At 69.2% G+C, this 23,621-nt stretch carries 23 protein-coding genes, 1 tRNA gene and 1 pseudogene; 12 read left to right on the top strand and 13 right to left on the bottom strand.

Annotation, left to right across the window (positions count from 1 at the left end; all coding sequences use genetic code 11):
• The first annotated feature begins 135 nt into the window (after positions 1-135).
• On the top strand, positions 136-1,074 hold the full coding sequence (locus JNW87_RS01495) for a hypothetical protein (protein ID WP_238452800.1): 939 nt from the start codon (positions 136-138) through the stop codon (positions 1,072-1,074).
• A gap of 231 nt (positions 1,075-1,305) precedes the next feature.
• Here JNW87_RS01495 and JNW87_RS01490 read toward each other — a convergent pair whose 3' ends face one another.
• The 7 genes and pseudogenes from JNW87_RS01490 to JNW87_RS01460 all read right to left on the bottom strand — a co-directional run bounded on the left by JNW87_RS01490 (position 1,306) and on the right by JNW87_RS01460 (position 9,310).
• Complete coding sequence (locus tag JNW87_RS01490; protein ID WP_238452799.1) at positions 1,306-2,217, bottom strand: replication-relaxation family protein; 912 nt, start codon at positions 2,215-2,217, stop codon at positions 1,306-1,308.
• A 247-nt stretch (positions 2,218-2,464) separates the two neighbouring features.
• A complete protein-coding gene (locus JNW87_RS01485; protein ID WP_238452798.1) occupies positions 2,465-5,020 on the bottom strand; it encodes a helicase HerA domain-containing protein in 2,556 nt (851 codons plus the stop codon).
• A pseudogene (locus JNW87_RS01480) lies at positions 5,017-6,815 on the bottom strand (VirB4 family type IV secretion system protein). Before JNW87_RS01480 ends, JNW87_RS01485 begins: the two are co-directional and overlap by 4 nt.
• On the bottom strand, positions 6,812-7,783 hold the full coding sequence (locus JNW87_RS01475) for a PrgI family protein (protein WP_375373447.1): 972 nt from the start codon (positions 7,781-7,783) through the stop codon (positions 6,812-6,814). Before JNW87_RS01475 ends, JNW87_RS01480 begins: the two are co-directional and overlap by 4 nt.
• The gene (locus JNW87_RS01470; protein ID WP_238452797.1) at positions 7,780-8,697 is read right to left on the bottom strand and encodes a conjugal transfer protein TrbL family protein; all 918 of its coding nucleotides are present in this window, start codon (positions 8,695-8,697) and stop codon (positions 7,780-7,782) included. The genes JNW87_RS01475 and JNW87_RS01470 overlap by 4 nt, the downstream gene beginning before the upstream one ends.
• A 2-nt stretch (positions 8,698-8,699) precedes the next feature.
• A complete protein-coding gene (locus JNW87_RS01465) occupies positions 8,700-9,086 on the bottom strand; it encodes a pilin (RefSeq protein WP_238452796.1) in 387 nt (128 codons plus the stop codon).
• A 29-nt stretch (positions 9,087-9,115) separates the two neighbouring features.
• The gene (locus JNW87_RS01460) at positions 9,116-9,310 is read right to left on the bottom strand and encodes a hypothetical protein (RefSeq protein ID WP_238452816.1); all 195 of its coding nucleotides are present in this window, start codon (positions 9,308-9,310) and stop codon (positions 9,116-9,118) included.
• A 770-nt stretch (positions 9,311-10,080) separates the two neighbouring features.
• Here JNW87_RS01460 and JNW87_RS01455 point away from each other — a divergent pair.
• From JNW87_RS01455 to JNW87_RS01440, 4 genes are all read left to right on the top strand, one after another.
• Positions 10,081-10,179, top strand: a tRNA-Phe gene (locus JNW87_RS01455).
• Between the two features lie 437 nt (positions 10,180-10,616).
• Entirely contained in the window at positions 10,617-11,408 is a 792-nt protein-coding gene (locus JNW87_RS01450; protein ID WP_238452795.1) for an inositol monophosphatase family protein, read from the top strand.
• Between the two features lie 640 nt (positions 11,409-12,048).
• Positions 12,049-12,555 carry a hypothetical protein gene (locus JNW87_RS01445; RefSeq protein WP_238452794.1) on the top strand — a complete coding sequence of 169 codons (507 nt, stop codon included), beginning with the start codon at positions 12,049-12,051 and terminating at the stop codon, positions 12,553-12,555.
• Between the two features lie 103 nt (positions 12,556-12,658).
• On the top strand, positions 12,659-13,438 hold the full coding sequence (locus JNW87_RS01440; protein WP_238452793.1) for a transposase family protein: 780 nt from the start codon (positions 12,659-12,661) through the stop codon (positions 13,436-13,438).
• A gap of 58 nt (positions 13,439-13,496) precedes the next feature.
• Here the strand turns inward: JNW87_RS01440 and JNW87_RS01435 are convergent, their stop codons facing one another.
• Complete coding sequence (locus JNW87_RS01435; protein ID WP_238452792.1) at positions 13,497-13,823, bottom strand: hypothetical protein; 327 nt, start codon at positions 13,821-13,823, stop codon at positions 13,497-13,499.
• 385 nt (positions 13,824-14,208) lie between these two features.
• On the opposite strand from JNW87_RS01435, the gene JNW87_RS01430 reads away from it, so the two are divergent.
• From JNW87_RS01430 to JNW87_RS01410, 6 genes are all read left to right on the top strand, one after another.
• The gene (locus JNW87_RS01430) at positions 14,209-14,568 is read left to right on the top strand and encodes a helix-turn-helix transcriptional regulator (protein ID WP_238452791.1); all 360 of its coding nucleotides are present in this window, start codon (positions 14,209-14,211) and stop codon (positions 14,566-14,568) included.
• A complete protein-coding gene (locus JNW87_RS01425) occupies positions 14,565-15,263 on the top strand; it encodes a cation diffusion facilitator family transporter (RefSeq protein WP_238452790.1) in 699 nt (232 codons plus the stop codon). Before JNW87_RS01430 ends, JNW87_RS01425 begins: the two co-directional genes overlap by 4 nt.
• Positions 15,264-15,266: 3 nt before the next feature.
• Complete coding sequence (locus tag JNW87_RS39130; protein WP_255543271.1) at positions 15,267-15,395, top strand: hypothetical protein; 129 nt, start codon at positions 15,267-15,269, stop codon at positions 15,393-15,395.
• Between the two features lie 147 nt (positions 15,396-15,542).
• A complete protein-coding gene (locus tag JNW87_RS01420; protein ID WP_238452789.1) occupies positions 15,543-16,418 on the top strand; it encodes a hypothetical protein in 876 nt (291 codons plus the stop codon).
• Positions 16,419-16,472: 54 nt separating this feature from the next.
• Positions 16,473-17,393, top strand: coding sequence for a DNA methyltransferase (locus JNW87_RS01415; protein WP_238452788.1), 921 nt, complete (start codon positions 16,473-16,475; stop codon positions 17,391-17,393).
• 73 nt (positions 17,394-17,466) lie between these two features.
• Positions 17,467-18,045 carry a DNA cytosine methyltransferase gene (locus JNW87_RS01410; protein ID WP_238452787.1) on the top strand — a complete coding sequence of 193 codons (579 nt, stop codon included), beginning with the start codon at positions 17,467-17,469 and terminating at the stop codon, positions 18,043-18,045.
• Here the strand turns inward: JNW87_RS01410 and JNW87_RS01405 are convergent.
• From JNW87_RS01405 to JNW87_RS40360, 3 genes are read right to left on the bottom strand one after another with little or no spacing between them, the layout of a single operon-like run.
• Positions 18,032-19,021: a tyrosine-type recombinase/integrase gene (locus tag JNW87_RS01405; protein WP_238452786.1), complete on the bottom strand. Its 990-nt coding sequence runs from the start codon at positions 19,019-19,021 to the stop codon at positions 18,032-18,034. The two genes, JNW87_RS01410 and JNW87_RS01405, sit on opposite strands and share 14 nt — an antisense overlap.
• Positions 19,018-19,944: a tyrosine-type recombinase/integrase gene (locus tag JNW87_RS01400; RefSeq protein WP_109804953.1), complete on the bottom strand. Its 927-nt coding sequence runs from the start codon at positions 19,942-19,944 to the stop codon at positions 19,018-19,020. The genes JNW87_RS01405 and JNW87_RS01400 overlap by 4 nt, the downstream gene beginning before the upstream one ends.
• Positions 19,941-21,176 (bottom strand): tyrosine-type recombinase/integrase, encoded by a 1,236-nt coding sequence (locus JNW87_RS40360; protein ID WP_201749946.1) that lies wholly within the window; start codon positions 21,174-21,176, stop codon positions 19,941-19,943. The genes JNW87_RS01400 and JNW87_RS40360 overlap by 4 nt, the downstream gene beginning before the upstream one ends.
• Positions 21,177-21,451: 275 nt before the next feature.
• On the opposite strand from JNW87_RS40360, the gene JNW87_RS01390 reads away from it, so the two are divergent.
• A complete protein-coding gene (locus JNW87_RS01390; RefSeq protein ID WP_238452785.1) occupies positions 21,452-22,231 on the top strand; it encodes a group II intron reverse transcriptase/maturase in 780 nt (259 codons plus the stop codon).
• Positions 22,232-22,815: 584 nt separating this feature from the next.
• On the opposite strand, the gene JNW87_RS01385 is transcribed toward JNW87_RS01390, so the two are convergent.
• Both JNW87_RS01385 and JNW87_RS41200 read right to left on the bottom strand, forming a co-directional pair.
• Positions 22,816-23,265: a recombinase family protein gene (locus tag JNW87_RS01385; RefSeq protein ID WP_238452784.1), complete on the bottom strand. Its 450-nt coding sequence runs from the start codon at positions 23,263-23,265 to the stop codon at positions 22,816-22,818.
• Complete coding sequence (locus tag JNW87_RS41200) at positions 23,262-23,618, bottom strand: DUF5372 family protein (RefSeq protein ID WP_375373446.1); 357 nt, start codon at positions 23,616-23,618, stop codon at positions 23,262-23,264. The genes JNW87_RS01385 and JNW87_RS41200 overlap by 4 nt, the downstream gene beginning before the upstream one ends.
• Positions 23,619-23,621: the final 3 nt, after the last annotated feature.

Below are 23,621 nucleotides of genomic sequence, written 5' to 3'. Positions count from 1 at the left end.
GCCGAAAGTAGTGCGCTCGAACCAGTCAGTGAACCCGGAAACCACGCGCATCGAGCCGTCGGTCCGCGTCATAGGTTCTGCCATGATCGTGAGGTGACTATGGGGAGCCAGGCTCCGACGCTTCGCGTCTGGCGCGTGACGAAGTACAACCCGGCTGATCGAAATGAGCGGGGCCATTACATCGGCCGCGAAGACACCGACAGCGACTACGGTCCGGTCGAGGCCGCCTATCTGGACACGGTGGCGGCCTTCGCCGAGGACACCGGCGTGGACGTCCTACAGATCCGGGAGCCGTCGGTCCCCATCGTCACGGGCATCGGATCGGACATCCACGAACGCTTCGGTGGGCTCGTCGAGCTGTTCGGCGTCGACCGGAACGGCTACCACGACGGCGCTCCTCTTCAGCTGGATCATGCCGTGGAGCTGGTGCGGTTGATGCTGCGTGGCGACGGCGTATGGTGCCGGCTGGAAGCGGGGGACGACTTCTTCGTTCACGTCGGCTGGGACCAGTACGTCTATGTCGGCAGCAGCGCTGGCTGCCCCAGGGCGGTCGCCTTCGCCCACAAGCATGGTCTGTTCGCGGAGCCGATCTCCGGCTCGCCGTACGTCTTCGGGTTGGACGACGACGACCACATCGACGTCCGCTCCGCCGACGCGGCATTCTGGGCCGACCTGGCGGGGTTGGTTGACGAACTCGGCACCGCGCTGCTCGAGGAGGGCTACGTGCACAACGACTCGCGATGGCACCGGCTGACCCCGAGCACCGTTGACACGGTCCGTGACAGGTTGGCACCTCGCGCGCGACTGCTGGTCTGGCCCAACCTGAGCGCCGATGTCCCGGGTGTGCTGGACTCGCTGCCCGACGAAGGACTTGTCGAGGTGGTCTGGCAGGACCATGCCGGCCGGATCACCAGCCGTCTTATCGAGGAGTCCGACCAGCCTGCAGTACGCGCGCGACTAGCGGATGCCGCTGCCGCAACAGCTTTATCGGTGTACGCCGAGCAACGCCGCCCCCTAATGACGGCCGTACTTCCCGATTCCGATGGAGTCCTGCGCGCCCGCTGGACTCCATAGCCGGTAAGGAATGGATGCGCGCATTTGCCGCGAAGCGCTCTACGAGCCCGCGGATACAGCGGTCAGTCAGTGGCGACCCAAACTAACGCAGCGTTACGGCGTGTCCGGTGCTCAGTAGGGTCGTGGGGCCAGATCAAGCCGTCCTGGTGGGGCCAACTCAGGCCGTCAGAGCCAGGCGTGGGTATGTGCCGTGAACGCTGCGGCTATCTGAGGATTTGCGCTACACCCATGTCAGAGGTCGTCCTCGGCGTGAAAGCGGTGGGGGTTGGTGGCGATGTTGCGGGGCCCGTGGTCGCTGGGCAGTTCGTGCAGCCAGCGACGGGGTCCGGGGTCGGCGGTGAGGGTCCATGCGGGCCCGGCGGGGTGCTCGCTGTGCAGGCCGGTGGCGATGGGCATGGCGGTGGGTACGCCGGTGAGGGCGTCGATCAGGTTGGTCTCGCGGCGGCGGTTCGGTACGCGCAGCAGAACCGGGTAGCGGGGACCGAACTCGGCGAGGCGCTCGTAGGCGCGCAGCTTGCGCACCACGACCGCTAGGGGTTCGGTGCCGTTGTCGTGTTCGAGGAAGAACCCCACCGTTCGGCCGCCGGCCTGCCAGATGCCGTGGGCGTCGGGTCGGATCTCGGCGAGGGCGTAGGCGGCGGTGGTGTGCTGCTCGGACCACCACCGCGCGAGGCGGGCGTTGTCGTCGGTGCGGGCGTAGGCGAGTAGGTCGACGAAGAGTTGGTTGGTGCCGAGCAGGTGGCGCAGCCTCGGGCTGCCGATGATGCGTTCGGTGCGTTCGATGCTGCTGCGTGGCGGTCGGGCGTCGGCTCGCTGGGGGTCGGTGTAGGTGGTGGGGTGCACGAGCATGCCGAGCGGTCCGAGGGTGTAGAGGTGCTGGTTGTCGCCGGTGGTGACATCGACGAACCGGTGCACGGCGTCAATGGCGTGCAGGGTGGCCAGCCGCAGCCGGGCCGAGCGAGCCGACGGGAACAGGGCTTGGGTGACCTGGTCGGTGGACAGCACGTAGTGCTCGGCAAGCCAGGCCAGAAGCTGCCGGTCGCGCAGGGTCAGGCGACGCAAGTAGGCCAGGCGCTGCCGCTTGCCGGCGGGGGAACGGGAGGAGGGCGGACGAGACGCTGGAGTGGGGGATTCGCTGGACATGAGGGGATCTCCTCAGGAAGTAGAAGGAGTGGATCCCTCCCATGGGGAGGGAGTCTGGAACTGTCGACGCCGATGACGATGGGCACTCACGGGCGGTGTGCTGCGCTGACAGACCCATCCGGGCACCTGTCAGCGACGTGAGGTGGTGGGAGGTGGTGAAGGAGCGGTGAAGCCTCAGCGGAAGGCGTCACGGAAGGCCGAGATTCGCCGCAGCACCGCCATCGCCTGGTAGGCCGGCGGGACGGGGTCAGGCTTTACGGGCCCTGCGGCTGCCGCCCCTGGTGCCGGCGATGTCGCCAGCGCTGCTCGCGTCGGTGCTGGTGCCGGTCCGCTCGCCGCAGGAGAGCCGGTCGACGAGGGCGTCGATGGTGCTGGCGTCCTGCGGCGTGATGGCTGCCGCGGCGACCTGCCGGATCGCGGTCGCCTCGCCGACGACCGGCTTGGGCGGGCGCGTTTTCATGGTGAACGCCGGTGTCTGCCGTCCGTCGGCGACGAGGCGGGCGGCAGCGGTGTAGGCGTCGAGGTGGGTCAGGTCGTGCTCGTCGAGTTCCGGCAGCGTGTGCCGAGCGAGGACCCGGGCATCTTCCGGCGCACAGGAGAAGTAGATCTTGTTCCGGGCATTCGCCGACGCCGCCGCGAGGAGGTCCTTGGGGAACTGGGCCAGGTCCTGGTGGGACAGGACCAGGGACAACCGGTACTTGCGGGGCTCGGCGAGCATCGTGTCCAGCGAGTTGGCGAGGGTGAGGAAGTTCTGTGCCTCGTCGATGATCAACGTGGCGTCGCGGCGCTTGTCGGGGTCGATGCGGGCGCGGGCCGTGGCGGCCTGCCACACCTGCGCCAGGACGAGGGAGCCGAGGAGCTTGCTGGTGTCCTCGCCCAGCTGCCCCTTCGGGATGCGCACGAGCAGCGCTCCGCCGTCGAGGACCTTGCCCATGTCGAAGCTGGAGTGCGGGTAGCGCATGGTGCGCTTGACGAAGTCCCGGAGCAGGAACGCCCGCAGGCGGGCGAGGACGGGGCCGATGACCTGGGAGCGCAGGGCGGGGTTGAGCTCGTCGTACCACTGCCAGAACCCGGACAGCCCTGCCGGGTCGTCGAGGTTGACCGTCATCGCCGACCGGAACTGCGCCGAGTTCAACAAGGGTGGGATGTGCTGGAGGGTGACGTTGGCGTGGCGGAGCAGGGTCAGGCAGGCCACCCGCATCACGTCATCCATCCGCGGCCCCCAGGCCTTGGCGAAGATGTTCCCGAAGATCGACACGAGGTTGTCCACGACCAGGTCGGGGTCATCGCCGGCGAGAGGGTTGAGGGTGGGCGGGTTGGGCTGGTCGGGGTCGAACAGCACCACCCGGTCAGCCACGCTCGCGGGGAGCCGGTCGAGGATGTCCAGGACCATATCGCCGTGCGGGTCGATGACGACGGTGCCGCGACCGGCTTTGATGTCGTCGACGGCCATGTTGACCAACAGCGTGGTCTTCCCCGAGCCGGTGGATCCGATCACGTGCAGGTGATAGCGCGCATCCGGCACGGACAGGGCGACGCCGTGGCCGCCGACCTCGGCGGTGCCGAGGACTTTCGTGCCACGTCCGCCGGTGGGGACGGCGACGGGGGTGGGCATGGACTTTGCGCGGGCCCTGTCGAGACCGGGGACGGCGAGGTCGCGGGGCAGCGCCGCGAGCGCCGCCAGCTCGGGAGTGGACGTCAGGAACCCTGAGCCGAGGCGCCGGCCAGCGAGGACTGCGACGGGCGCGGACATGCGGGCGCGGTGGGTAAGCCGGTTGCGGCCGGAGTAGACCGCGAACGACGAGGCGATCCTGGCAGCCACCCCGCGCAGTCGTTCCAGTGGGCTCGAGCCGCCGCGCTGGCTGTCCTTGGCCACCGCGTAGCGGACTGCGGTCTGCCACAGCGGGTGGGAGGTCTTGTCGAGGATCGCCCGCACGTCCCGCTCCACCCCCGGGTCCCGCCGCCCGGCTGGCTGTGCGGGCCGGCTCGCCCCGCCGGTGCGCGCCGCCAGGAACAGCTCGATGAGCCACAGCAGCGGGGCGGCGGGGTTGATCGCCGGTACGGCGGTCTTGCCGTCGCGCAGCCGGCTGGCGGCCCGTCGGGCGCGCAGGGCGCGTCGGGGTGTGGCGGGACGGGCAAGGACCTGCACGCAGGCGTACTCGTCGGCCCGCAGCCCGGACCCGGCGGACATCAGCGCCCGCAGGGGGTCGTTGTCGTGGTCGGTGTTCAGGGGGAGCCATTCGGCGGCGGTGGGCAGCAGGTGCCCGCCGACCGCCGCCGGTACGTCGAGGGGGATCGGCGGTGTGGCGGTGTCGTCGGTGGTGCAGGCGGCGCCGGGCCACGCGGCGCGGATCGCGGCCTCGACGGCGCCGGGCGGCACGGTGTCGGGCACCCATACCGAGATGAGCAGTTGCCGCCCGGTCCAGGTGTACTGCCACGCCACGTGAGGGCTGCCGTAGAGCAGCCTTCGCCGCCGTGACGGGGTCAGCGTTCCCGCGAGGTTCGCCCACAGGGCGGCGGCGCCGTGCGGGTCGACTTCAGGTGGCGGGGCGATCGTGACCAGCCGAGCGCCGTCGGCGTGCCGGCGGTGCCGCCACACCTGGAGGAGGTTGCGTGCCGCGACGTAGGCGATGAGCCCGGCGGCGGCCACGGCGAGCAGCCACGGCCGCTGTGTGGCCCACTGCGCGCCGTCGACGACCCATCGGCCTGGGCCGGTCGGGGGCACCACGAACCCGGCGCCCGGCCCCGAAGGGCTGGGCGCCGGTGCCGGTGAGGCCGGCATGGTCATCTCTAGTGCTCTCATAGGTCGTCTGCCTCCTCGTCGTCGAGGGCGGCCAGCTCTGCCGGCCGCGTCGTGCACAGCAGGTGCTCTCCGTCCGAGGAGATGGCCTCGAAGCTGCTGCGGTTGGTGCCAGAGATGAGCAGCCCCTGCCCGGTTCGGGCGGCGAGCAGCAGCCGCCGTTCCCCGGCGGTGAGACCGAACGCGTCGCCGATGGCGTCGATGGCCTGAGGGGCCTGCTTGAGCAGCACCTGGGTGGCGGCGTTGGCGACCACGGCCTGGCCGAGGTCGGTGCCGAGGACGTCGGCGACGTCCTGGGTGATGACGGTCAGCCCGGCATTGCGCTTGCGCGCGGCCTTGGACATGCGGAACAAGAAACGGGCCCCCTCGCCGTCGCGCATCAGCAGCCACGCCTCGTCGACGACGACGAGCCGGCGGGTGGCCATGCGGGCCCGGCCGGGGGCGTCAACGTCCCGCCAGATGGAGTCGAGGGCGAGCAGCGTGCCGACGGTGCGCAGCTCGTCGGGCAGGTGCCGCAGCGACCACACCACCAGATGCCCCTCCGGGCGGGTGGTGGTCGGCCCGTCGAACAGGTCGGAGAACGACCCTTCGACCCAGGGGGCGAGCCGGGCGGCGAGCTGCCGCGCCGCGGGGTCCGCGTCGCCGTCGAGCGTGACGGCGAGGTCGCGCAGCAGCGGGGCCGGGCGGTGGTGGGTGGCCGGGTCGGCGGTGATGCCGGCCTGCCGGTAGACGGCCAGGATCGCCCGGTCCAGGGCGGCGCGTTCGGCCGGCGGCGGCTGCTGCCCGAGCAGTACCGCGGTGAGGGTGTGCAGGAACAGGCCGCGGCGGGTGAGCACGTCGGGGCGGGTGTCCCCGGCGGGCAGGTCGAGCGGATTGACTCTCACTCCCGCGACGCCGAGGCGCACGATGGCCCCGCCGACGGCGTCGGCGAGTCGCAGGTACTCGTCCTCGGGGTCGATGACTGCGATCTGAACCCCTTGGTACAGGTTCCGCAGGATCTCGAGTTTGACGAAGTAGCTCTTGCCCGCGCCGGAGCGAGCGAGGACGACCGAGTTGTGGTTCTCCTGCGCCCACCGGTCCCACCACACGACGCCCCCGGAGTCCGGGTTGACCCCGTACAGCAGTCCACCCTCGGTCAGCGGGTCGCCGGGCAGCGGCGCGGGCAGGTCGGCACTGGCCAGGGGAAACGCGGCGGCCAGGGCAGCGGTGTCCATGGTGCGCCGCATCTGCAGGGAGTCCGTCGCGAGGGGCAGGGTGGTGGTCCACCCCGCCAGGTGCCGCCACGTGGCGGGTTGCACCTCGATCAGCGTTGAGGAGGCGGCGGCCTTGACCTGCGCGCACGCCTCGAGTAGTTCGTCCTCGGTGCGGGCGTGCACGGTCAGGTACAGGCCGACGCGGAACAGCTTCGCCGCCCCGCGGGCGAGACGCTCGGCGAGGTCAGCCGCGTCGTCCGCTGCCGCCTCGACGGAAGGGTCGGGCAGTTTGCCCCGCCCGCTGTCAGCCCGCCGGGACGATTCGAACCGGGCCCGCTGGCTACGCAACCGTGATGCCGCGACCGGCGCCGGTAGTGGGTCGATGTGCAGGGCCAGGTCGAGCCGGCCGGCCAGGACAGCAGCGGCTCCAGCCAGGCGGGGCCGACCTCGGCCGGGTAGCCGGTGACCACGAGGGTCGCGGCGTAGCCGTCGCCGACCCGCAACATCCGCGGAGTGACCTCCACCGAGGCGGGAGCGACCGCGGCCGCCACTCCGCTGGATGAAGCGGCTGGGCCGGTCGTGGTGGACTTTCTGGGAATCCTCATGTCCGTCGCTTCTTTCTGCGCGGTCCCCGCTCAACCGGGCGGGGTGAGCTGATAACGGTGTCGGGTGCGGCCAAGCCGCCAGGACGGGGCGGCCGATACGGGTCGGCCGACGCGGCGATCGCGGCGGTGACCGCCGCCCCGTCGAGGGCGCGGGTGGCGACGCCGAGGCCAGACAGGGCCCGGACGGTGTCGTCAGCGCGGCGGCGGGCGGTGTGCTCACCCCGCTCCCCCGCGCCGGTGCGGGTGACGATGAGGACCTGCCGCCGCAGCGGATCCCGCCGAGTCGCGAGGGTGTCGAGGAACCGGGCGTGATCGGCCGCCGCGTCCGCGAGGGCCGGGTGCGGGAGGTCCTCCGCCGCCTGCGCCAGCTTCCGCGCGTGAGAGCGCAGGTCGACCGGCTGCGCGGACACGACGATCTGCGTCGGCGTGGACAGCGAGTTGAGCCACCGGCCGAACGTGTCGACCAGCGCGGCCTGCTCGTCCGGGGTTCGCAGGGCGAGGTTGACGTTGGTGGCGGCGACCATCGCCGCCCGGGTCCCGCCGAGGCGGATCTCCCCGCTGTCGGCGATCGCGTCGGCGGGCAGCTTCAACGGCGCGGGCAGCACCACGGCGCTCTTCGGGGCGTGCACCCAGTCCGGCGTCTTCGACGTCGTGTCGGTGGTCGACAGCGCCCGCGGTGCCCGCGAGTGCCGCACGGCGGCGAGCAGCCACACGTCCAGGGACAGCCCGTCGCGGCGGCCCACGGCGATGCCGAACACCAGCCCACCCATGACAACAGCCGCGCCGAGCAGCACCGGCGCCGGCAGCAGGTCGTGCAGGGCCCGCCATGCGCCGTAGAAGGCGAGAGCGGCGACGGCGAGGATGGCCAGCTGCCGGAACGTCAGCCCGTAGAGCACCTTGTCGGGTGCGTCGACGTCGGCGGGCATCCGCGCCCGCCCCGGCTCGGCGTCCCGGTCGCGCCCGCTCATCGGGTCACCGCCCGGATCCGGCCCAGGCCGGGTATCGACCGGGTGACCTGCTGCACCACGATCACCCGCACCGCCGCGCCGAGCATGTTCGCGCCCCCGCCACCGCCGGTCGTGGAGACGAAGCGGCGCATCAGGACAGGCACCCGCAGCGTGGTCCACAGCATCACCATGACCACGAACAGGTTGATCGCCCCGCCCGGATCCACCGGCATCCCGAGCACGGGCAGCAGATTGTCGGGGTCGGTGAGCATCCACTGCCCGGCGTAGAGGGTGAAACCCTGCACCACCGGCACCGCGAGGGTGCCGGCGTAGGAGCGCCACCACAGCCGCGCCACCGGATCGGTCTGCGGCAGGGCGTGACACGCCAGGGCCAGGGGAGCGAACGCGGTCAGCACCAGCACGACGGCGAACCGGACGATCACGCTGAACGCGGTGCTGGCCAGAAGGACCGCGATGATGGCCACGCAGACGACGAACAGCAGCACCGCCATCTTGTCCTGACCGGCGGTGATGTGAGCTTTGACCGCTCGCAGCGCTCCGTCACTGTCATCCTCGGGCGTGGTCAGGGCGGCGGTGAGGGCGTTGGCGAGGTCGATGAGCATGCCGCACCACAGCTGCGAGAAGTGAGCGGCGACGAACCCGACGATCAACCGGGGGACGAGGTCCTTGGCCGTGTAGCGGGAGCCCTCGCTGCCGCCGGCGGTCATGGTGAGCACGCCGGCGGCGACGAACGCCAGGACGAACACGGTGTCCACGACCAGCACTGAACGGCCGGTCAACGCCTGCACCTGCGGCAGCGCGGTCACGTTCGGGGTGACCAGCAGCGCGCTGCTGATCACCCCGATCAGCGCGTCCAGACAGGCCAGAATCGCCGCCGCCAGCCAGTCCAGGATCTGATCCAGCAGCCAACTCATCGTCAGACCCCGACGATGCCCTGGACGACCTGCAGCAGCACCGGCGCGAGAACCGCCAGGCCGTAACCGACCAGGGCGTTCTTCAGCGCGCCCTTGGCCCTGTCGACCTGGGCCGGGTCACCCCCGGCGGTAGCCCAGTACACGCCGGCCAGGACGAGGAACAGGGTGGCGACGGCGGCGAGGATGCCCATCAGCCACGTCTGCAGGTTGCCGATCACGACCGGCAGCGAGTTCGCCGCCAGGTACACCGGCTCGCCGATGTCGGCGAACGCCGCAGTGGGAACGGACAGGAAAAGGGCGACCTGGGCTGCGAGGGCGGTAGTCCGGCCGGCGAGGCGGATGGTGCGGTGGTGGGTGAGGGCACGCAGGAGTGCCGGGATGCGGGACATGAGTGGGGTCACCTCCGGCCCCGTCGCCGTCACCAGGGGCGGGGCGGCGGGGCGCTAGCTGCGCGGGCGGTCAAGGGGAGCGCCGCCGGGCAGGGCAGGCCGGTGCCAGGGTCGAACGTGTCAAGGTCGAGTGTCATCGGTGCGGGGTCGCAGGTCAGTGCCGCGAACGCGGCGTCGGCGGCGTCCAGCGGGGAGGCGGGCCAGTCGATGTCAGAGGCGGTCATGTCACACTCCAGCAACCAAGATCGTCGGTTGACGCCGTGGTGGTGTCGCTGCGTCAGGAGGCACCGATTACGACACGAGCCGCTCACAAGCACTCACAGCGCAGGTTGCGCCGGGTCTGACACCGCCGCGCCGACGATGGCACGATCTCTGACGCCGAATCCCTGGCATCGACTGTGGTCGTTGACAGCGGCGTGTGACACAGCCCCTGAACTGCACTATGACACGGCCAACCGCCATGGCATCGACTCTCCCCGCGCGGCGGGCGAGGTGTCCGCCCGACTGGTGACGGCGACGATGACAACGCCGGCGATGACAATCACAGCCGCTCACGAGCGCTCACAACGACTAGCGTCCGGCTACGGCGACACGGCCGCAGACCGCAATGTCACACCGGACGCCGTCGATGTCATCGCGGCGTCGACCGCTGAGACGACGGTGCAGTCATTGGGACGTGGCAGCCCGATGTCATCGGAGACGGTGTCATGACAGGGCCGGCGAGGGGGCGACGATGACCGCACCTATCACCGCAGGGGCCGACCGGCAGATGTCATAGAGGTCGATTTATGTAGGTGCGGGTACATCACGATGCGGAGGCCAGGAACTTCGGACAACACCAGGTCCTTCCAGAACGTCGCCAGCCACGGCGTGCTCTACAGGTGTCGGCGCGCGTGCGCGAGCGGGGGCAGTAGCACGCCAGCTCGCTGGTTCCGCCTTCAGGTAAGGAGCTGAGCGGCAATACGGACGGCCACGGACCGCAGCTCTTCTGTTCGGCCGTGGGGCGGCAGCAGTGACCCGGCGGCCACCAACCTATGCACCAACCGTCCGACTGAAAATCGGAAGGCCGGCGGTTCGACCCCGCCCCTGGCCACATAGCCTTTCGCCGGGCTACAGGAGCGCCGACCAGGGGAAACGCCGGTCGGCGCTCTGCTTTTGCGCCCCGGGACCCGCCTGTCCGGTCTGCCCCTCGTTGACCCCGGAATCCCACTAGTGGCCGCACCTTATCGCACGTGGATCGCACAGACGGACCTTGCTACGCGTGGAGCGCCTCGGTGTGGCCGGCCTCAAACCTGGCACGGCAGGCGTCCGCGCCCCTCAGGCCGCACGGCGCTCGGGAGCCTCAGTTTGGAAGAGCGTGCTCAACCGGTCGTGATGCCCGAAACGCCTGCCGCAGGCGGTCCGCGTGGGTGCATCTGCTGCCCGCTCGTGACCGCTGGGTGCCACGGTTACTGGCCCGTGGATGGCCCAAGTGCCCCAGCCAGGTGTTGCTTGATCAAGCTGCACGAGCGCTGTGGCTAGTCTGGACGGGTGAATGCGCCCCGGCTCGATCGGACGACGTTGGAGTTTGCGATCGGGCTCTCAGAGCGCGCGGGCACGCTCGCCGCCGAAAGGTTTTTCGCGGCTGATTTCGCGCTGGCGATCAAGGCGGACGGTACTGAGGTCACGGATGCTGATCTCGCCGTCGAGGCGCTGATCCGTGGCGAGCTGGCGGCATGCTTTCCGCCGGACGAGATCTACGGCGAGGAGACCGGTGCGACGGCAGGCACCTCCGGCCGGCGGTGGGTCATCGATCCGATCGATGGCACCAAGTACTTCGCATATCGCATCCCCATCTTCGGTACCAACCTTGCGCTTGAGGACGAGCACGGTCCAGCCCTTGCCGTGATCAACCAGCCAGTGGCCCGCCAACTGATCTACGCAGGCCGCGGCCGCGGGTGCCGTGTCCGCACTGACGGCAGGGATCTCGTACCGGTGCTGCGGGACAACCCCGACTTGGCCGCCGCCCGGGTGGAGCTCGTCAATCCGGCCGGCTGGCCCGCTGATGTGCTACTCACGCTGCACCGCCATACGCGCATCACCGGTCACCTGGGCGGCCTCGGCGGTTTGCTCACCGGCCTGGTAGACGCGTTGGTGATCGCGGGTCCTGAGATGGGATACGAGGACCTCGCACCGCTACCGCTGATTCTTGAAGAGGCTGGCGGAAGAGCGACCGACCTTCACGGTGGCCCCCTACTTACCGGAGACGGAACTGCCCTGCTCAGCACCGGACGCCATCATGACGCCCTGCTGGACCTGTTAGCGCCCGTCCTGACCGGCTGACTCGGCTTGACGGCAGCGGGGGATCAGACTGGCTTCCGGTGAGCGGATCTCCTCGTCGGCAGTCGTAGACCGTCCAGCTCCCCGACGGGGACAAGGTGGAGCGCCCTACCGGACGAACGACCATGGCCCCGTCCGGGGAGGCTGGTAGCCCTTGTGGTGCCCGGCGAGGTGATCTGCGGCGGCATCTCTGAGGAGGGTCGGGGTTCGGGGCGGAGCCCCGAGGTCTTCACGGTCTTGTCGTCCCTCAGCGTGGCCGGCCGCCCGGCCGATGCCGGCCGCAGGTCGCCAGCAGGCCGGAGCCGGGCCGGTGCGGCCCGCTTTGCGGGCCGCCTTGATGGCGGCGTCCCGTAGATACCTGCACGCCGTCGACGGGCGTGACCGAGAGATCGCCAAAGCCCTGTCCCAGATGGCAGCGCACGGAGATGTCGCACGGCTGCCCCCGGCACATCACCATGCGCGGGTAAGGGATGTCTCGTAACTCGGTTTTAATCCCTTGAGGATGACCGCTGTCCGAGGGGCCGAATTCGTGGGGCCGGGATAGCAGGCACGCCCTCGTCCGACACCTGCACCACAGCTGAGGTCATCCGCCGGACGGGAACTGCCCTACAGTCGACGGCATCGGTCGACGGAAGGACCCCTCATGGATGAGAGCGAGGGAACGACGTTCCGCACGTCCGCCCGCCTCATGTTCGTGGTCATGCTGCTGATCAGCTTCCTGGCCTGGGTCTTCGTCCAAGCCGTGTTCTCACTCGTCGCCGACCGGTCGCCGGCCGACCTGACGCGCATCGCCGCGTCGGGTGTCCTCTACGCCGTCATCTTCAGCACTCTCTGGGTCGTCCTGCAACGCAGGAACTGGTCATCGGTCCAAGTCACCAGCCCGGCGCTGGGGCTCGTCGAAAAGGGGCGGATGGCCGTCCTCCCGTGGCAGGCGATCCAGTCGGCGGCGGTCCGCCGTCGCGGGCCGTACGCCGTGCTCCAAGTCACCCTCCGCCCCGGAGCGGTCGTGCCATCGGCCACGACGCTTCATCCGCGGATCCGTGCCGGCCAGCCGGTCTACACGGTCAACGTTGGCCTGCTTCCGCCCGCGACGGGCGTCCTGCGTACCGAACTCGCCCGCCACCTGCCACAGGTCGCCTCCTCATCCTGATTCCCGCTCGCGACGTCATTCCGGCGGCCGCCGCCACAGCGGGCTCAGGGACGCCTCGTAACCGACTGTCTGTCCCCCCAGGACAGTTGTCGAAGATGTCGTGGTGCAGGTGATCTCCTCAGCCCGGCCGGAGTGGATCTTCCCGTTCTCCGGCCTGCAGCCGGCGCAGTTCCGCCGGCTGGTCCGTCTGGTCGCCGAACGCGGCGGGGACGCCATCGCTGACTGCCGGCCGGGCCGGCAGTGGGCCCTCGACCTGCCCGACCGGGTGCTGCTGGTCGCCGTGTACTGGCGCACCAACCTGACCATGCGCCAGATCGGCCCGCTGTTCGGAGTTTCGCACTCCGCCGCACACCGAGTCATCGACACGCTCGGACCGCTACTGGCCCTGGCCCCGGTGCGACGGCGCCCGGTCGACCAGATCGCCATCGTCGACGGCACCCTGATCCCCACCCGGGACCACCGTCTGGCCGCACCGAGCAAGAACTACCGCTACTCGACGAATCTGCAGGTCGCCATCGACGCCACCGCCCGCCTCGTCATCGCCCTCGGCGACCCGCAACCCGGCAACCGCAACGACACGATCGTCTACCGCACCAGCGGCATCGACCAAAAGCTGGCCGGCAGGCCCGTCATGGCCGACGGCGCCTACCGCGGCAACCCCGACGTGATCATCCCCTACCGCAAGAACCGCGACGGCAGCCCGCTACCTGCTTGGAAGGAAGAACTGAACGCCCAGCACCGCACCGTCCGCGCCCAGGTCGAACACGCCCTGGCCAGGATGAAGTGCTGGAAGATCCTGCGCGACTACCGCCGCGCTGCCAGCACATTGACCGACACCGCTTCCGCCATCGCCCACCTCCACAACATCGCCCTCGTCGGCTGAGCCCCAGCGCGGTCACGGGCAACGCCTTCACCGAGTTACGAGACGTCCTTTAGGGCGGCTAATCCCGCCGGAGGGCAAACCATCCAACCGCAGTTACGAAAAGAACCAGTGCCACCCCGAGCAGGGCAAGTTCGAGTGCGGAGGGTATAGAGATGAGCGACGCGACTTGCTGGATCAACAGGCTCGCGCCCGCCAGCGCAACGCCGCCCCCGATGCGGACCGGCTGGGGACGCTGCTCCGCTGTTGACCGCCCGAAGTGGATCTGCTTCCGGGGCAACTGGCGCGTCACGGCGACGCGGACGCCGAACACGAGTAGCCCCAGGCTGATGACCGCCACCACCAGCCGGACGGCGACCAACACCGGGTCCGCGTCATTCAGGCTCATGGGGCCCTCAATTCCCGGCTGTCAAGATCCCTACGCTGTTGCGCCTCTGCACCCGCGATGTCGCACGGCTGTCACTACGCGGAGCTAATCGCACAGACCATCGCACGACGGGGTGCGGCGGCTGCCTGACCTGCGGAAATGCGGATGCCTGAAAATCGGAAGGTCGGCGGTTCGGCCCCGCCCTTGGCCACATGGCCTTTCACCGGGCTGCCGGTCCCCACTTGCGCAAGCGTGGGTGGGGACCTCTTTGTATCTGCCCCCGCCGCCTTGGTCGCCGTTGCCTTGGTTGGCCGCGCTTGGCCGGTGATCCCGGCCGCCTGTTGCACGTAGATTGCATGCCGCCCCGCCTTGGCAAGCCATCGCTACATCTGGCTATCATCACGGTGTGGCGATTAATTGCACCCCGGGGCTCGACCCTGCCGTGGCGTTGTTCCGGTCCCTCGGCGACCCGACCCGGCTGGCCATCCTGCGCCGAATCGCGACCGGTGAGGCTCGGGTGGTGGACCTGACAGGCGAGTTGGGGTTGGCGCAGTCGACGGTGTCGAAGCACCTGGCGTGTCTTCGTGGCTGCGGCCTGATCGACTACCGCGTCGAGGGTCGCCAGTCGTTCTATGCCCTGACCCGCCCAGAGCTGCTGGACCTGCTGCGCTCGGCAGAACAGGTTCTAGCCGCGACCGGCGAGGCGGTCGCATTGTGCCCGGCCTACGGGAGCCCGGCCGATTCCCCGGCGGAGCTGAGGGCATGAGCGCCTCCTTGCTCACCCCGGAGCGTCGTGTGGTGCTGTCCCGGCGCAGCATGTGGCTCGCCTACGCCACCGCCGGCTACAACCTGTTGGAGGGCCTGGTCGCGATCGCCGCTGGCGCTGCGGCTTCCTCCACGGCGCTGATCGGCTTCGGCCTGGACTCGTTCGTCGAGGTGTCCAGCGCGGCCGTATTGATCTGGCAGTTCCGCTCGCGGGTGCCCGAGGATCGGGAGCGGCTGGCGCTGCGGCTGATCGGCGCGTCGTTCTTCGCTCTGGCCGCCTGGGTGACGTTCGATGCCGTCCGGTCGCTGCTGGCCGGCGGCGACGCTGACGCCAGCCCGGTGGGGATCGGCCTTGCCATCGCGTCGCTGCTCGTGATGCCGCTGCTCGTGCGGGCCAAGCGCCGCACCGGCCGGGAGCTCGGCTCGGCCACGGTCATGGCCGACTCGACCCAGACCATGCTGTGCACCTGCCTCTCGGCGGTGCTGCTCGTCGGCCTGGTCCTCAACGCCGTCTGGGGCTGGTCGTGGGCCGACCCGATCGCCGCGCTCGTCATCGCCGGGGTCGCGGTCAAGGAAGGCGTTGAAGCCTGGCGCGGTGAACACTGCGACGACTGCGCACCCCTGCCTGCCGTCGACGCCGCCACCGGCCAAGGCTCGGGCTGCACCGATGGTTGCTGCACCGACCGGAAGGCCTAACCCGTGGCCTGGCTCGCGCTGCTGCTCTACCTGCTGGGTCTGCTGCTCGCCTTCGGCTGGCGCACCCTGACCCAATGGCGCGGCACCGGCGACACCGTTCCGCTGCGAAGCGGAGCAACCACGCGGTCGTGAGGCGAGACATCGGGGCTAAGTACCTCATTTCGCGCTGGTTGTGAGCGGCTGTGAGCCGTTGTGAGAACGGGGGGCGTTCGCCAGAGCACACAAACACGGGTTTGAGGGTGTCAGCGCACTGCCCGCGCGGCGCGGAGCCGACACCACATGAGCGAGCACACGCCGCAGCACCAGGCCCCCGCCCGCCCCGTCGACCCGGACCGCTCCGGCGCCGACCCGACCCTGACCGATCTTGTGGCCGGCGACCCGCCGGTGCCGATCACCGTGTGGCGGACCGCCCGAACCTCCGCCGACGCAGGCCGCACCGTCGGCGCCCGCTTGGCCTACCGCCTCGTGTCCGCCTACAGCCGGCCCGGCGACACTGTCGTCGACTGCACCGACGACCACGCCCTCACCACCGCCTGCCTCGCCGGACGGCGCCGACACCACCCCGGCTGGTTCACCGACGGACCCAACCTCCTCATCGGTCCGGCCAGCGAACCTGCCGAACCCAACCCGTCGGACGAGCAGCAGCAGTACGACGACGTGCCGGAGGTGAGCGCCTGGTTCGGTGACGACCTCACCGACCCGGCCGACCCCGCTGGCTCGCCGCAGGCGACCGGGCTGCTGGTCGCCTCCTGGCCCCTCGACGCCAACGAGGCCGCCAACCGGGTACGCCTGGCGTGCCTGCTGACCGCGTGCGCCCGGCTGCTGCGCCCCGGCGGCTGCCTCGTGCTCATCGTCGCGGTCCCCGCCGGCGCCATCGCGACGCCGGAGGACTTCGGCCCTCTCGCCGCCGCGGCGGCGAACGTCGAGCTGGGCTACCTGCAGCACATCGTCGCGGTCACCGCCGACACCGACGTCGACACCTTCGTCTACCACGTCACCGACGAAGAACTCCTCGCCCTCGCCCAGGAGACGGCCGGGCAGCAGTGGACGCTCACGCACCACCGCGTCCACGCCGACCTGCTGGTGTTCAGCCCCCCACCGGCCACCCCGTCGCAACGGCGGCGGCACCGCGAGGGCGGTGACCGCCGTGGCTGAGCACCCCACCACCCACGGACCGGACGAGCCGGTCGGCCGGAGGGCACCGGCGGCATGCACCGCGACACCGAGGATCGCCACCGGGAGTACGACGGACGCCACCCGGCCCCGACCGGGCCAGAGGGCCTGTCGGTGTGGGCGACCGCCCAGAGCACCGGGCCGGTGCAGCGTCGAGGCCGCTACGTGCCCGAATCGGTGAAGCACCCCGCCCGGATGCTGCCGGCGATCGCCGCCCACGCCGTCGCCGCCTACACCAACCCCGGGGACCTGGTCCTCGACCCGATGTGCGGCATCGGCACCACCCTCGTCGAGGCCATCCACGCCGGCCGCGACGCCATCGGCGTCGAATACGAGTCCCGCTGGTCCGACATCGCCGACGCCAACACCACCCACGCCCAGGGCCAAGGGGCGACCGGCAGGGCGGCGGTGATGCGCGGCGACGCAACCCGCATCCTGTCCCTCGTTCCCGCCGCACTTGCCGGCCAGGTCGCCCTGGTGGTGACATCTCCGCCGTACGGGCCGACCGTCCACGGACTGGTCCGCCCAGGCGCGGACGGGGTGGCGAAGTTCGCCAACGCCTACAACGACGGCACCGACCGAGGCAACCTCGCCTACCGCGACCTCACCGGACTCGCCGACGGGTTCGCGCAGATCCTGGCCGGCTGCCACACACTGCTGCGCCCCGGCGGCGTCGTCGTGGTCACCGCACGGCCGTGGCGCAAGCACGGCCAGCTGGTCGACCTGCCGTCCGCGGTCATCGGCGCGGGGATCCGCGCAGGCCTGACCCCGGTCGACCGGTGCGTCGCACTCCTGGCGGCCGTCCGCGACGGGCACCTCGTCGCCCGGCCCAGCTTCTTCCAGCTCCAGCAGGTCCGCCGGGCCCGCACCGCAGGCACCCCGATGCACCTCATCGCACACGAAGACGTCCTCGTGTTCGCCAAGACCCCGAGTGAGCAACGGGAGGGCCGCGAATGAGCGAACGGGCCACACCGTACCTGAGCCTCGGCGCCGACGCGGACCTGCAGGCGATGCCTGTGCGGGAGGTGGAGTGAGTGACCACCGTGCCGGGCCGGGGCCCGAACCGCGCATCGGATCGCTGTGCAGCGGATACGGCGGACTCGACATGGCCGTCGAGCTGGTGCTCGGCGGCCAGCTCACCTGGTACGCCGAGACCGACCGGCACGCCCGCACCGTCCTGGCCCACCACTGGCCCGGCGTGCCCAACCTCCGCGACATCCGCGCCGTCGACTGGAACACCGTCGAACCCGTCGACATCCTCACTGCCGGGTTTCCATGCCAGGACATCTCCAACGCGGGCAAGCGCGCCGGCATCGGCGGCGAGCACTCCAGCGTCTGGACCTGCGTCGCCCACGCCGTTCGCGTACTTCGACCGCCGCTCGTCTTCGTGGAGAACGTCGCCGCCCTCCTCCGACGCGGACTCGACGTCGTCGAAAGTGATCTGGCCTCGATCGGGTACGACACGAGCTGGCTGTGCCTACGCGCTTATGCCGAATGGCCAGTTATGCCGCGCTCTCGATTTGGTCCGCTGGTGAGCCGGTCGGGCTTGTGGCGAGGACGCGGCATAACGGGTCGGGTTGATCGGATCGGATCAGCTACAAGCCGTTGAGGAACGCGAGCAGGGTGTCTGGTGCGCGGTAGCGTCCGGGGCTGGTGCCGGCGGGCGAGGTGCGGGCGAGGGCTTGTTCTTTGAGTTTCATGTCCGCGTGCAGATATGCCTGTGTGGCCTGGGTGGACTCGTGGCCGAGCCAGAGCGCGATGACGGTGATGTCCACGCCAGCGTGGAGCAGCGCCATGGCGGCGCTATGGCGCAGGGTGTGCGGGGTGACGTTCTTGGCGGCCAGCGACGGGGTGCTGACCGCGGCTGTCGCGGCGTGTTTGGCGACGAGATGTTGGACCGCGTCGTGGCCCAATGCGCCGCCGCGATGGGACGGGAAGAGGGCGTCGGTGTCGCCTCCGCCTCGTTCGGCGAGCCAGACTCGTTGGACTTTCACGGTTTGGGTGGTCAGCGGGGTGCAGCGTTCCTTGCGGCCCTTGCCGTGGCATCGGACGTGCGGACCGGTGTCGAGGTGCAGGTCTTGCAGTTGCAGGACGGTCAGTTCAGTCAGGCGTAGCCCGGTCTGGGCGGTAAGTTGCAGCAGCGCGTGATCACGTCTTCCGATCCACGTTGACCTGTTGGGTGCCCTGAGTAGGGCGTCGATTTCGTCGCTGGTCAGGAAGTTGACGATCCTGCGGTCGCCGCGTTTGGTAGGGATGGCCAGCACCCGTTGGATGAGCGCGGCGTGTTCGGGGGTGCGCAGGGCGGCGTAGCGGAACAAGGATTGGATCGCTGCCAGACGCGCGTTACGGGTGCGTACGGAATTGCCGCGGTCGTGTTCCAGGTGCTGGAGGAACGCGCCGATCAGGGGTGCGTCGAGGTCGGCGGTGTCCAGCTGTGCGGGCTGCTTTCCGGTGCGCTGTTCGGTGAAGGTGAGGAGGAGTTTGAACGAGTCGCGGTAGGCCGCCACGGTGTGGCTACTGGCGTGGCGTTGGTTGATCAACCTGTCGGAGAAGAATGCTTCGAGGAGCGGAGCGAAGGAGGTCATGTCGACTCCCGAGGGTGTTCGAGCCGGGCGGCGGCCAGGGCGAGGAGTTCGGGCGCCGCTTGCAGGTACCAATAGGTGGACTCGGGGGCGACGTGACCGAGGTAGGTCGACAGCGACGGCAGGAGAGCATGGACGTCCGCGCCGGTGCGATACCAGTGCAGGACGGTCGCCACGGCGAAGCTGTGGCGAAGGTCGTGGACGCGGGGTGCTCGCCGACCCGGGGACGGTTGGATGCCGCAGTGGTAGAGCAATCGGGCGAACACGATGTCGACTTTTGCCACCGCCAGGCGGGTGCCGGTGGTGGAGACGAAGAAGCTCGGGGCCGCGACTGCTGTTGCCAGCAGGTGATCGCGGCGTCGCGCGTATTCGCCGAGCGCCGTCACCGCCGAGGGGTGCAGCGGTAGTTGGCGTGACTGGCCGTGCTTGGACTTGATGATCGTCAACGTCGCCGTGTCGAGGTCGACGTCGTCACGCTCAAGGCGGACGGCTTCGCCCACCCTGACGCCGGTCACCGCGAGCAATCCGATCAACGCGCGAAACGTCGCGGCCTGCAACGGTGCGGACAGGAGCCCCGTCGCATGCACGATGTCGGTGATCTCGGCGATGGAATACAGGCGTGGGGCGGTGCGGTGGTAGTGGCCGGGCAGCAGGTCGGCTGGTGGGATCTCGGTCGCCGGGTCGAGAGCGTGCAGATGCCGGGCGAAACATCGGATGACCGACAACCGGGAGGCCCACCAGGCCGGCGTCGCATCGACCGGTTGCCTCGCCCAGGTCACCGCGGCGTCGACGGTGATCGTCGACACTCTCGCGCGCTCAAGGTAGTCAATGAACTGCAACAGCAGCCGGCCGTGCCGGTCCAGTTGGTAGCCCAGCGCGCGGCGCATCGTCAGGTACTCCTCGGCCCTTCGACGCAGCGGGTTCACGACGCGCCTGGCCAGGGCTGGGCCAATGCGACCAGCGCCGCCTGGTCGACTTTCGCGTAGGTCGCCGTGATTCGTTGGTCCCGGTGTCGCAACAGTTGCGCGACCTCGGTCAGCGCCGCGCCGCGGCGCAGCAGGTCACAGGCCACAGCGTGGCGCAGGCGGTGCGTCCCGACCCGGCCGTCGAGTCCTGCCCGCTTCCCCGCGGTGGACACCACCTCGCGCACCCCCATCGGAGTCAGACCGTTCCACGGTGCTCGAGTGATGAGGAACAGCGCCCGGCTTGGGCCGCGCGGCCGGCCATGCCGCACGTAGTCCGCCAGAGCGTCTCCGACGTCTGTGGGCAGCGGCATCGGTTCAACCTGATTGCCCTTGCCGCAGATGATCAACTCTCCGCCACGCCAGTCGATATCGTCGAGCCGCAGGTTGGCGACCTCGATCGAACGCAGCCCCAACCGGGCAAGCACGACGAGAATCGCGTAGTCGCGGCGGCCCTTGGCGGTGCCGCGGTCGCAGCTGTCCAACAGCGCGGTCACCTTCATTGTGTCCAGGCCGCGTGGCAATGCGGACTGCGACCATCCCGGCACGGATGGCACCGCCGCGACCAGCGACGTCGATACATGGCCTGCCACATGCAGGAACCCCAGCAGTGACCGCAACGCCACTACCATGCCCTTCGCCGACCACGGGTTCAACCCGGCGCAGTAACGCACCATGAAGCCCGTGACGTGCCCGGACGTCAGCTCCTGCACCACGATGCCGTCAGGGCCGGCCACGTCCGCCATGAACACACGAGCAAGCCGCTCGTACTTGGCAACCGTTGCCCGTGCCAGACCCCGCTCACCTTCCAGGAAGACGCGGTATGACTCCAGCACCTCGTCCAGGGGCGTGATGGCGTACCGCAGGGACGGGTCAGGTGCAACCCGCAAGCCATGCAGATAGCTCAGCAACGGCGCCAGCGCCCGAGGCGAGATCATCTTGCGTTGCCCGCGCCCTCGCCTCCCGTCGAGAAACTCCACCACGACCGGTGTCGTCAACCCCGTAGCTGCCAGATCCCGGTCATGCATCCAGCCGCTCAGGTCCGCCATCAGCGACATCTGCTGGGTGATCGCGTGCAGGACATAACCCTGTCGGCCGAGCTCAGCCCGCCACCCGATCGCATAGGGCGCCAGCGGCCCGCGTACTTCGATCCGAGACCGATGACCAAACTTTCGCTGAACCACATCCACTTCCACGATTACCTCCAGTGTGGGCCTTAACACCCATACTGGATCTATCTATGGCATCACGGCACCCGTCGAGGTCTGAGGATTATGCCGAGCCACCGCTCTGACAAACACCTATCGGCCAGCCATCCGAGCGAGAGCGCGGCATAACTGGCCATCCGGCATAAGCCGACGACTGGCTACTCGGATTTGCCGGACCGAGGCACGAAGCCGAACAGATCAAGACGAGGATCGCGACGTTCCTGCGTGACCAGCTCAAGCTGGAACTCTCGCCGTCCAAAACGTTGATCACCCACGCCACCAGCCAGGCGGCGCGGTTCCTCGGCTACGAGATCAAGACGCAACACTCGGACACGAAGATCACCCGAGGCCGCCGAGCGGTCAACGGAGCGATTGGATTGTTCGTGCCCCGCGACGTCATCAGGCAGCGATGCGCGAACTACCTGCGCGAAGGCAAACCCGCTCAACGCGGTGCGCTGCTTCACGACGACGACTTCACCATCGTCGCGAAGTACCAGGCCGAGTACCGGGGCCTGGTCCAGTACTACCTGCTCGCCCAGGACGTGTTCCGCCTGGACACCCTGCGCTGGGTCATGGAGACCTCGATGCTCAAGACCCTCGCGGGCAAACACCGGTCCACCGTCACGAAGATGGCCAGCAAGTACAAGACGGTCATCGGCACCCCCGACGGGCCACGGACCTGTTTCCAGGTCACCGTCACCCGGGACCGGGGCAGGAAACCACTGGTCGCCCGCTTCGGCGGAATCCCGCTACGCCGCCAACGCGCAGCAGTCCTGACCGACCAGTCACCGATCATGGCCAGCGCCAAACGCAACGAACTGATCCACCGGCTGCTGGCCGGACAATGCGAGCTCTGCGAGTCCACCGACAGGTTGGAAGTCCATCACCTGCGCAAACTCGCCGACCTCAACCGTCACGACCGGCCCGACAAACCCGCATGGGTGCACCTCATGGCGAAACGGCGCCGCAAGACCCTGGTCATCTGCCGGACCTGCCACGAGGACATCCACGCCGGCCGGAAAGGCACATCCCTCCGGAACTGACCACTGGAGAGCCGTGTGTCAGGGAAACCGACCAGCACGGTTCGGGAAGAGGCCGACAGAAAAGGACCCACGCCACGGGCACCTCGCTGGCGGCCCACTTCACTCGGCGAGCGGCCTGGAGAAACGGACCAGCAGCAATGCTGGCACCGCGCTCCAGGCCGACTCAACTAGTCCAGAAGGTCGGCGTCCCTGGTCAGAGCCTTGATCGGCTTCGCTCAGTGGGCCCGATTACACCGGAAATCCAGTGGATTGTCCGTCCACTGTGGATCCCTTCGTGATCGCCTCCGGCGACAGGGCGTCCCGAGAGCCGGTGTACCACCGTTGCGTTCGAGTCGATGCGTCCTGGCGTCGTTGACGTGGCCTTTGGTCGGTCATGTCGACGGCTTGCCTACCGCCGCGCACCTAACGCCTCCAGCTTGCGCTCAGTAAAGATGCAGTGACGGACCGAGTTTGTGGTGCTTGTCGAACATATGTTCGATAAGGTGATGTTGAAGGAACCCATGTCCGGAACCTCCGGATCTTCGTTGAGCACTATGTGTTGTTCGTCATGGAGGTTGCGACCCGGCGGGTCCACATTCTCGGTGTCACCGCCCACCCGACCGCGGCGTGGACCACCCGGCAGGCCCGCAACCTGATGATGGCTTCATAGTGCCCTTCTCCTTTGGTGTTTCGAGTTCTGATGGGGTGTCGGCCAGACGGGCCAACTCCAACAGCCGGGCGAAATCTGCCGAGCAACGGGTCAGTCGGGAGACTTCCAGGACCAGGATGATGCCGACCTCGCCGATACAGACCTGTCCGACAAGCTCCTGCAAACCCGCGCGTGAGGCCGCCTGTCGACCGGAGCAGCCCAGATCCGCATCGATGACCTTGACCTGCGTCGAGGGCCAGCCCAGCCTGATGGCGGTCTCGGCCAGGTCATACTGCCGCAGCGTCGACTCGGTGTTGTCACGAACCTGAGCGAGGCTGGACTGTCGCAGATAGACGACAGCCAACCGCTGCCGGTGACCGGCGGTGACCTTCTGCTCGCCGTTCATGGCCGCCTCCCAGGGCCGTCATGGTCATGTTCGCCAGGACCATCACCATCTCGACCCGTCGAGCCTCGGCTGTCACCTTTCGACCGTATCTCCCGCTCACCCTCGCCGTCGGCCCCCTGCTGGACGTCCCGCCGTTGCCGCAACGCGGCAACCAAGGCGAGCAACTCCTGCAGGCCCTCCACCGACAGTCGCTGCTGCTGCGGCTCGGGGCCGTGGTCAGTCCAGGACTCCGCCACGGTGACCTGCCTCGATCCAGACCGGCATGTCAACATTCGTACCCCGCCACGCCGGGCGGTGAACAGCACTGTGACACGCTGCCCCGCCAACGGGTGGAACGGATGCGTGATCGTCACACA

The sequence above is a fragment of the Micromonospora sp. ATA51 genome (genome assembly GCF_016802855.1).
Taxonomy (GTDB): domain Bacteria; phylum Actinomycetota; class Actinomycetes; order Mycobacteriales; family Micromonosporaceae; genus Micromonospora; species Micromonospora sicca.
This window is presented reverse-complemented; position numbering and strand designations above follow the sequence as displayed.

What these genes read in the sequence shown, in the direction of transcription:
- JNW87_RS01490 (WP_238452799.1), bottom strand. Translation starts at nt 2,217, where the DNA reads ATGTCCAGCGAATCCCCCACTCCAGCGTCTCGTCCGCCCTCCTCCCGT.
- JNW87_RS01485 (WP_238452798.1), bottom strand. Translation starts at nt 5,020, where the DNA reads ATGAGAGCACTAGAGATGACCATGCCGGCCTCACCGGCACCGGCGCCC.
- JNW87_RS01475 (WP_375373447.1), bottom strand. Translation starts at nt 7,783, where the DNA reads ATGAGCGGGCGCGACCGGGACGCCGAGCCGGGGCGGGCGCGGATGCCC.
- JNW87_RS01470 (WP_238452797.1), bottom strand. Translation starts at nt 8,697, where the DNA reads ATGAGTTGGCTGCTGGATCAGATCCTGGACTGGCTGGCGGCGGCGATT.
- JNW87_RS01465 (WP_238452796.1), bottom strand. Translation starts at nt 9,086, where the DNA reads ATGTCCCGCATCCCGGCACTCCTGCGTGCCCTCACCCACCACCGCACC.
- JNW87_RS01460 (WP_238452816.1), bottom strand. Translation starts at nt 9,310, where the DNA reads ATGACCGCCTCTGACATCGACTGGCCCGCCTCCCCGCTGGACGCCGCC.
- JNW87_RS01445 (WP_238452794.1), top strand. Translation starts at nt 12,049, where the DNA reads ATGGATGAGAGCGAGGGAACGACGTTCCGCACGTCCGCCCGCCTCATG.
- JNW87_RS01435 (WP_238452792.1), bottom strand. Translation starts at nt 13,823, where the DNA reads ATGAGCCTGAATGACGCGGACCCGGTGTTGGTCGCCGTCCGGCTGGTG.
- JNW87_RS01425 (WP_238452790.1), top strand. Translation starts at nt 14,565, where the DNA reads ATGAGCGCCTCCTTGCTCACCCCGGAGCGTCGTGTGGTGCTGTCCCGG.
- JNW87_RS01420 (WP_238452789.1), top strand. Translation starts at nt 15,543, where the DNA reads ATGAGCGAGCACACGCCGCAGCACCAGGCCCCCGCCCGCCCCGTCGAC.
- JNW87_RS01415 (WP_238452788.1), top strand. Translation starts at nt 16,473, where the DNA reads ATGCACCGCGACACCGAGGATCGCCACCGGGAGTACGACGGACGCCAC.
- JNW87_RS01405 (WP_238452786.1), bottom strand. Translation starts at nt 19,021, where the DNA reads ATGACCTCCTTCGCTCCGCTCCTCGAAGCATTCTTCTCCGACAGGTTG.
- JNW87_RS01385 (WP_238452784.1), bottom strand. Translation starts at nt 23,265, where the DNA reads ATGAACGGCGAGCAGAAGGTCACCGCCGGTCACCGGCAGCGGTTGGCT.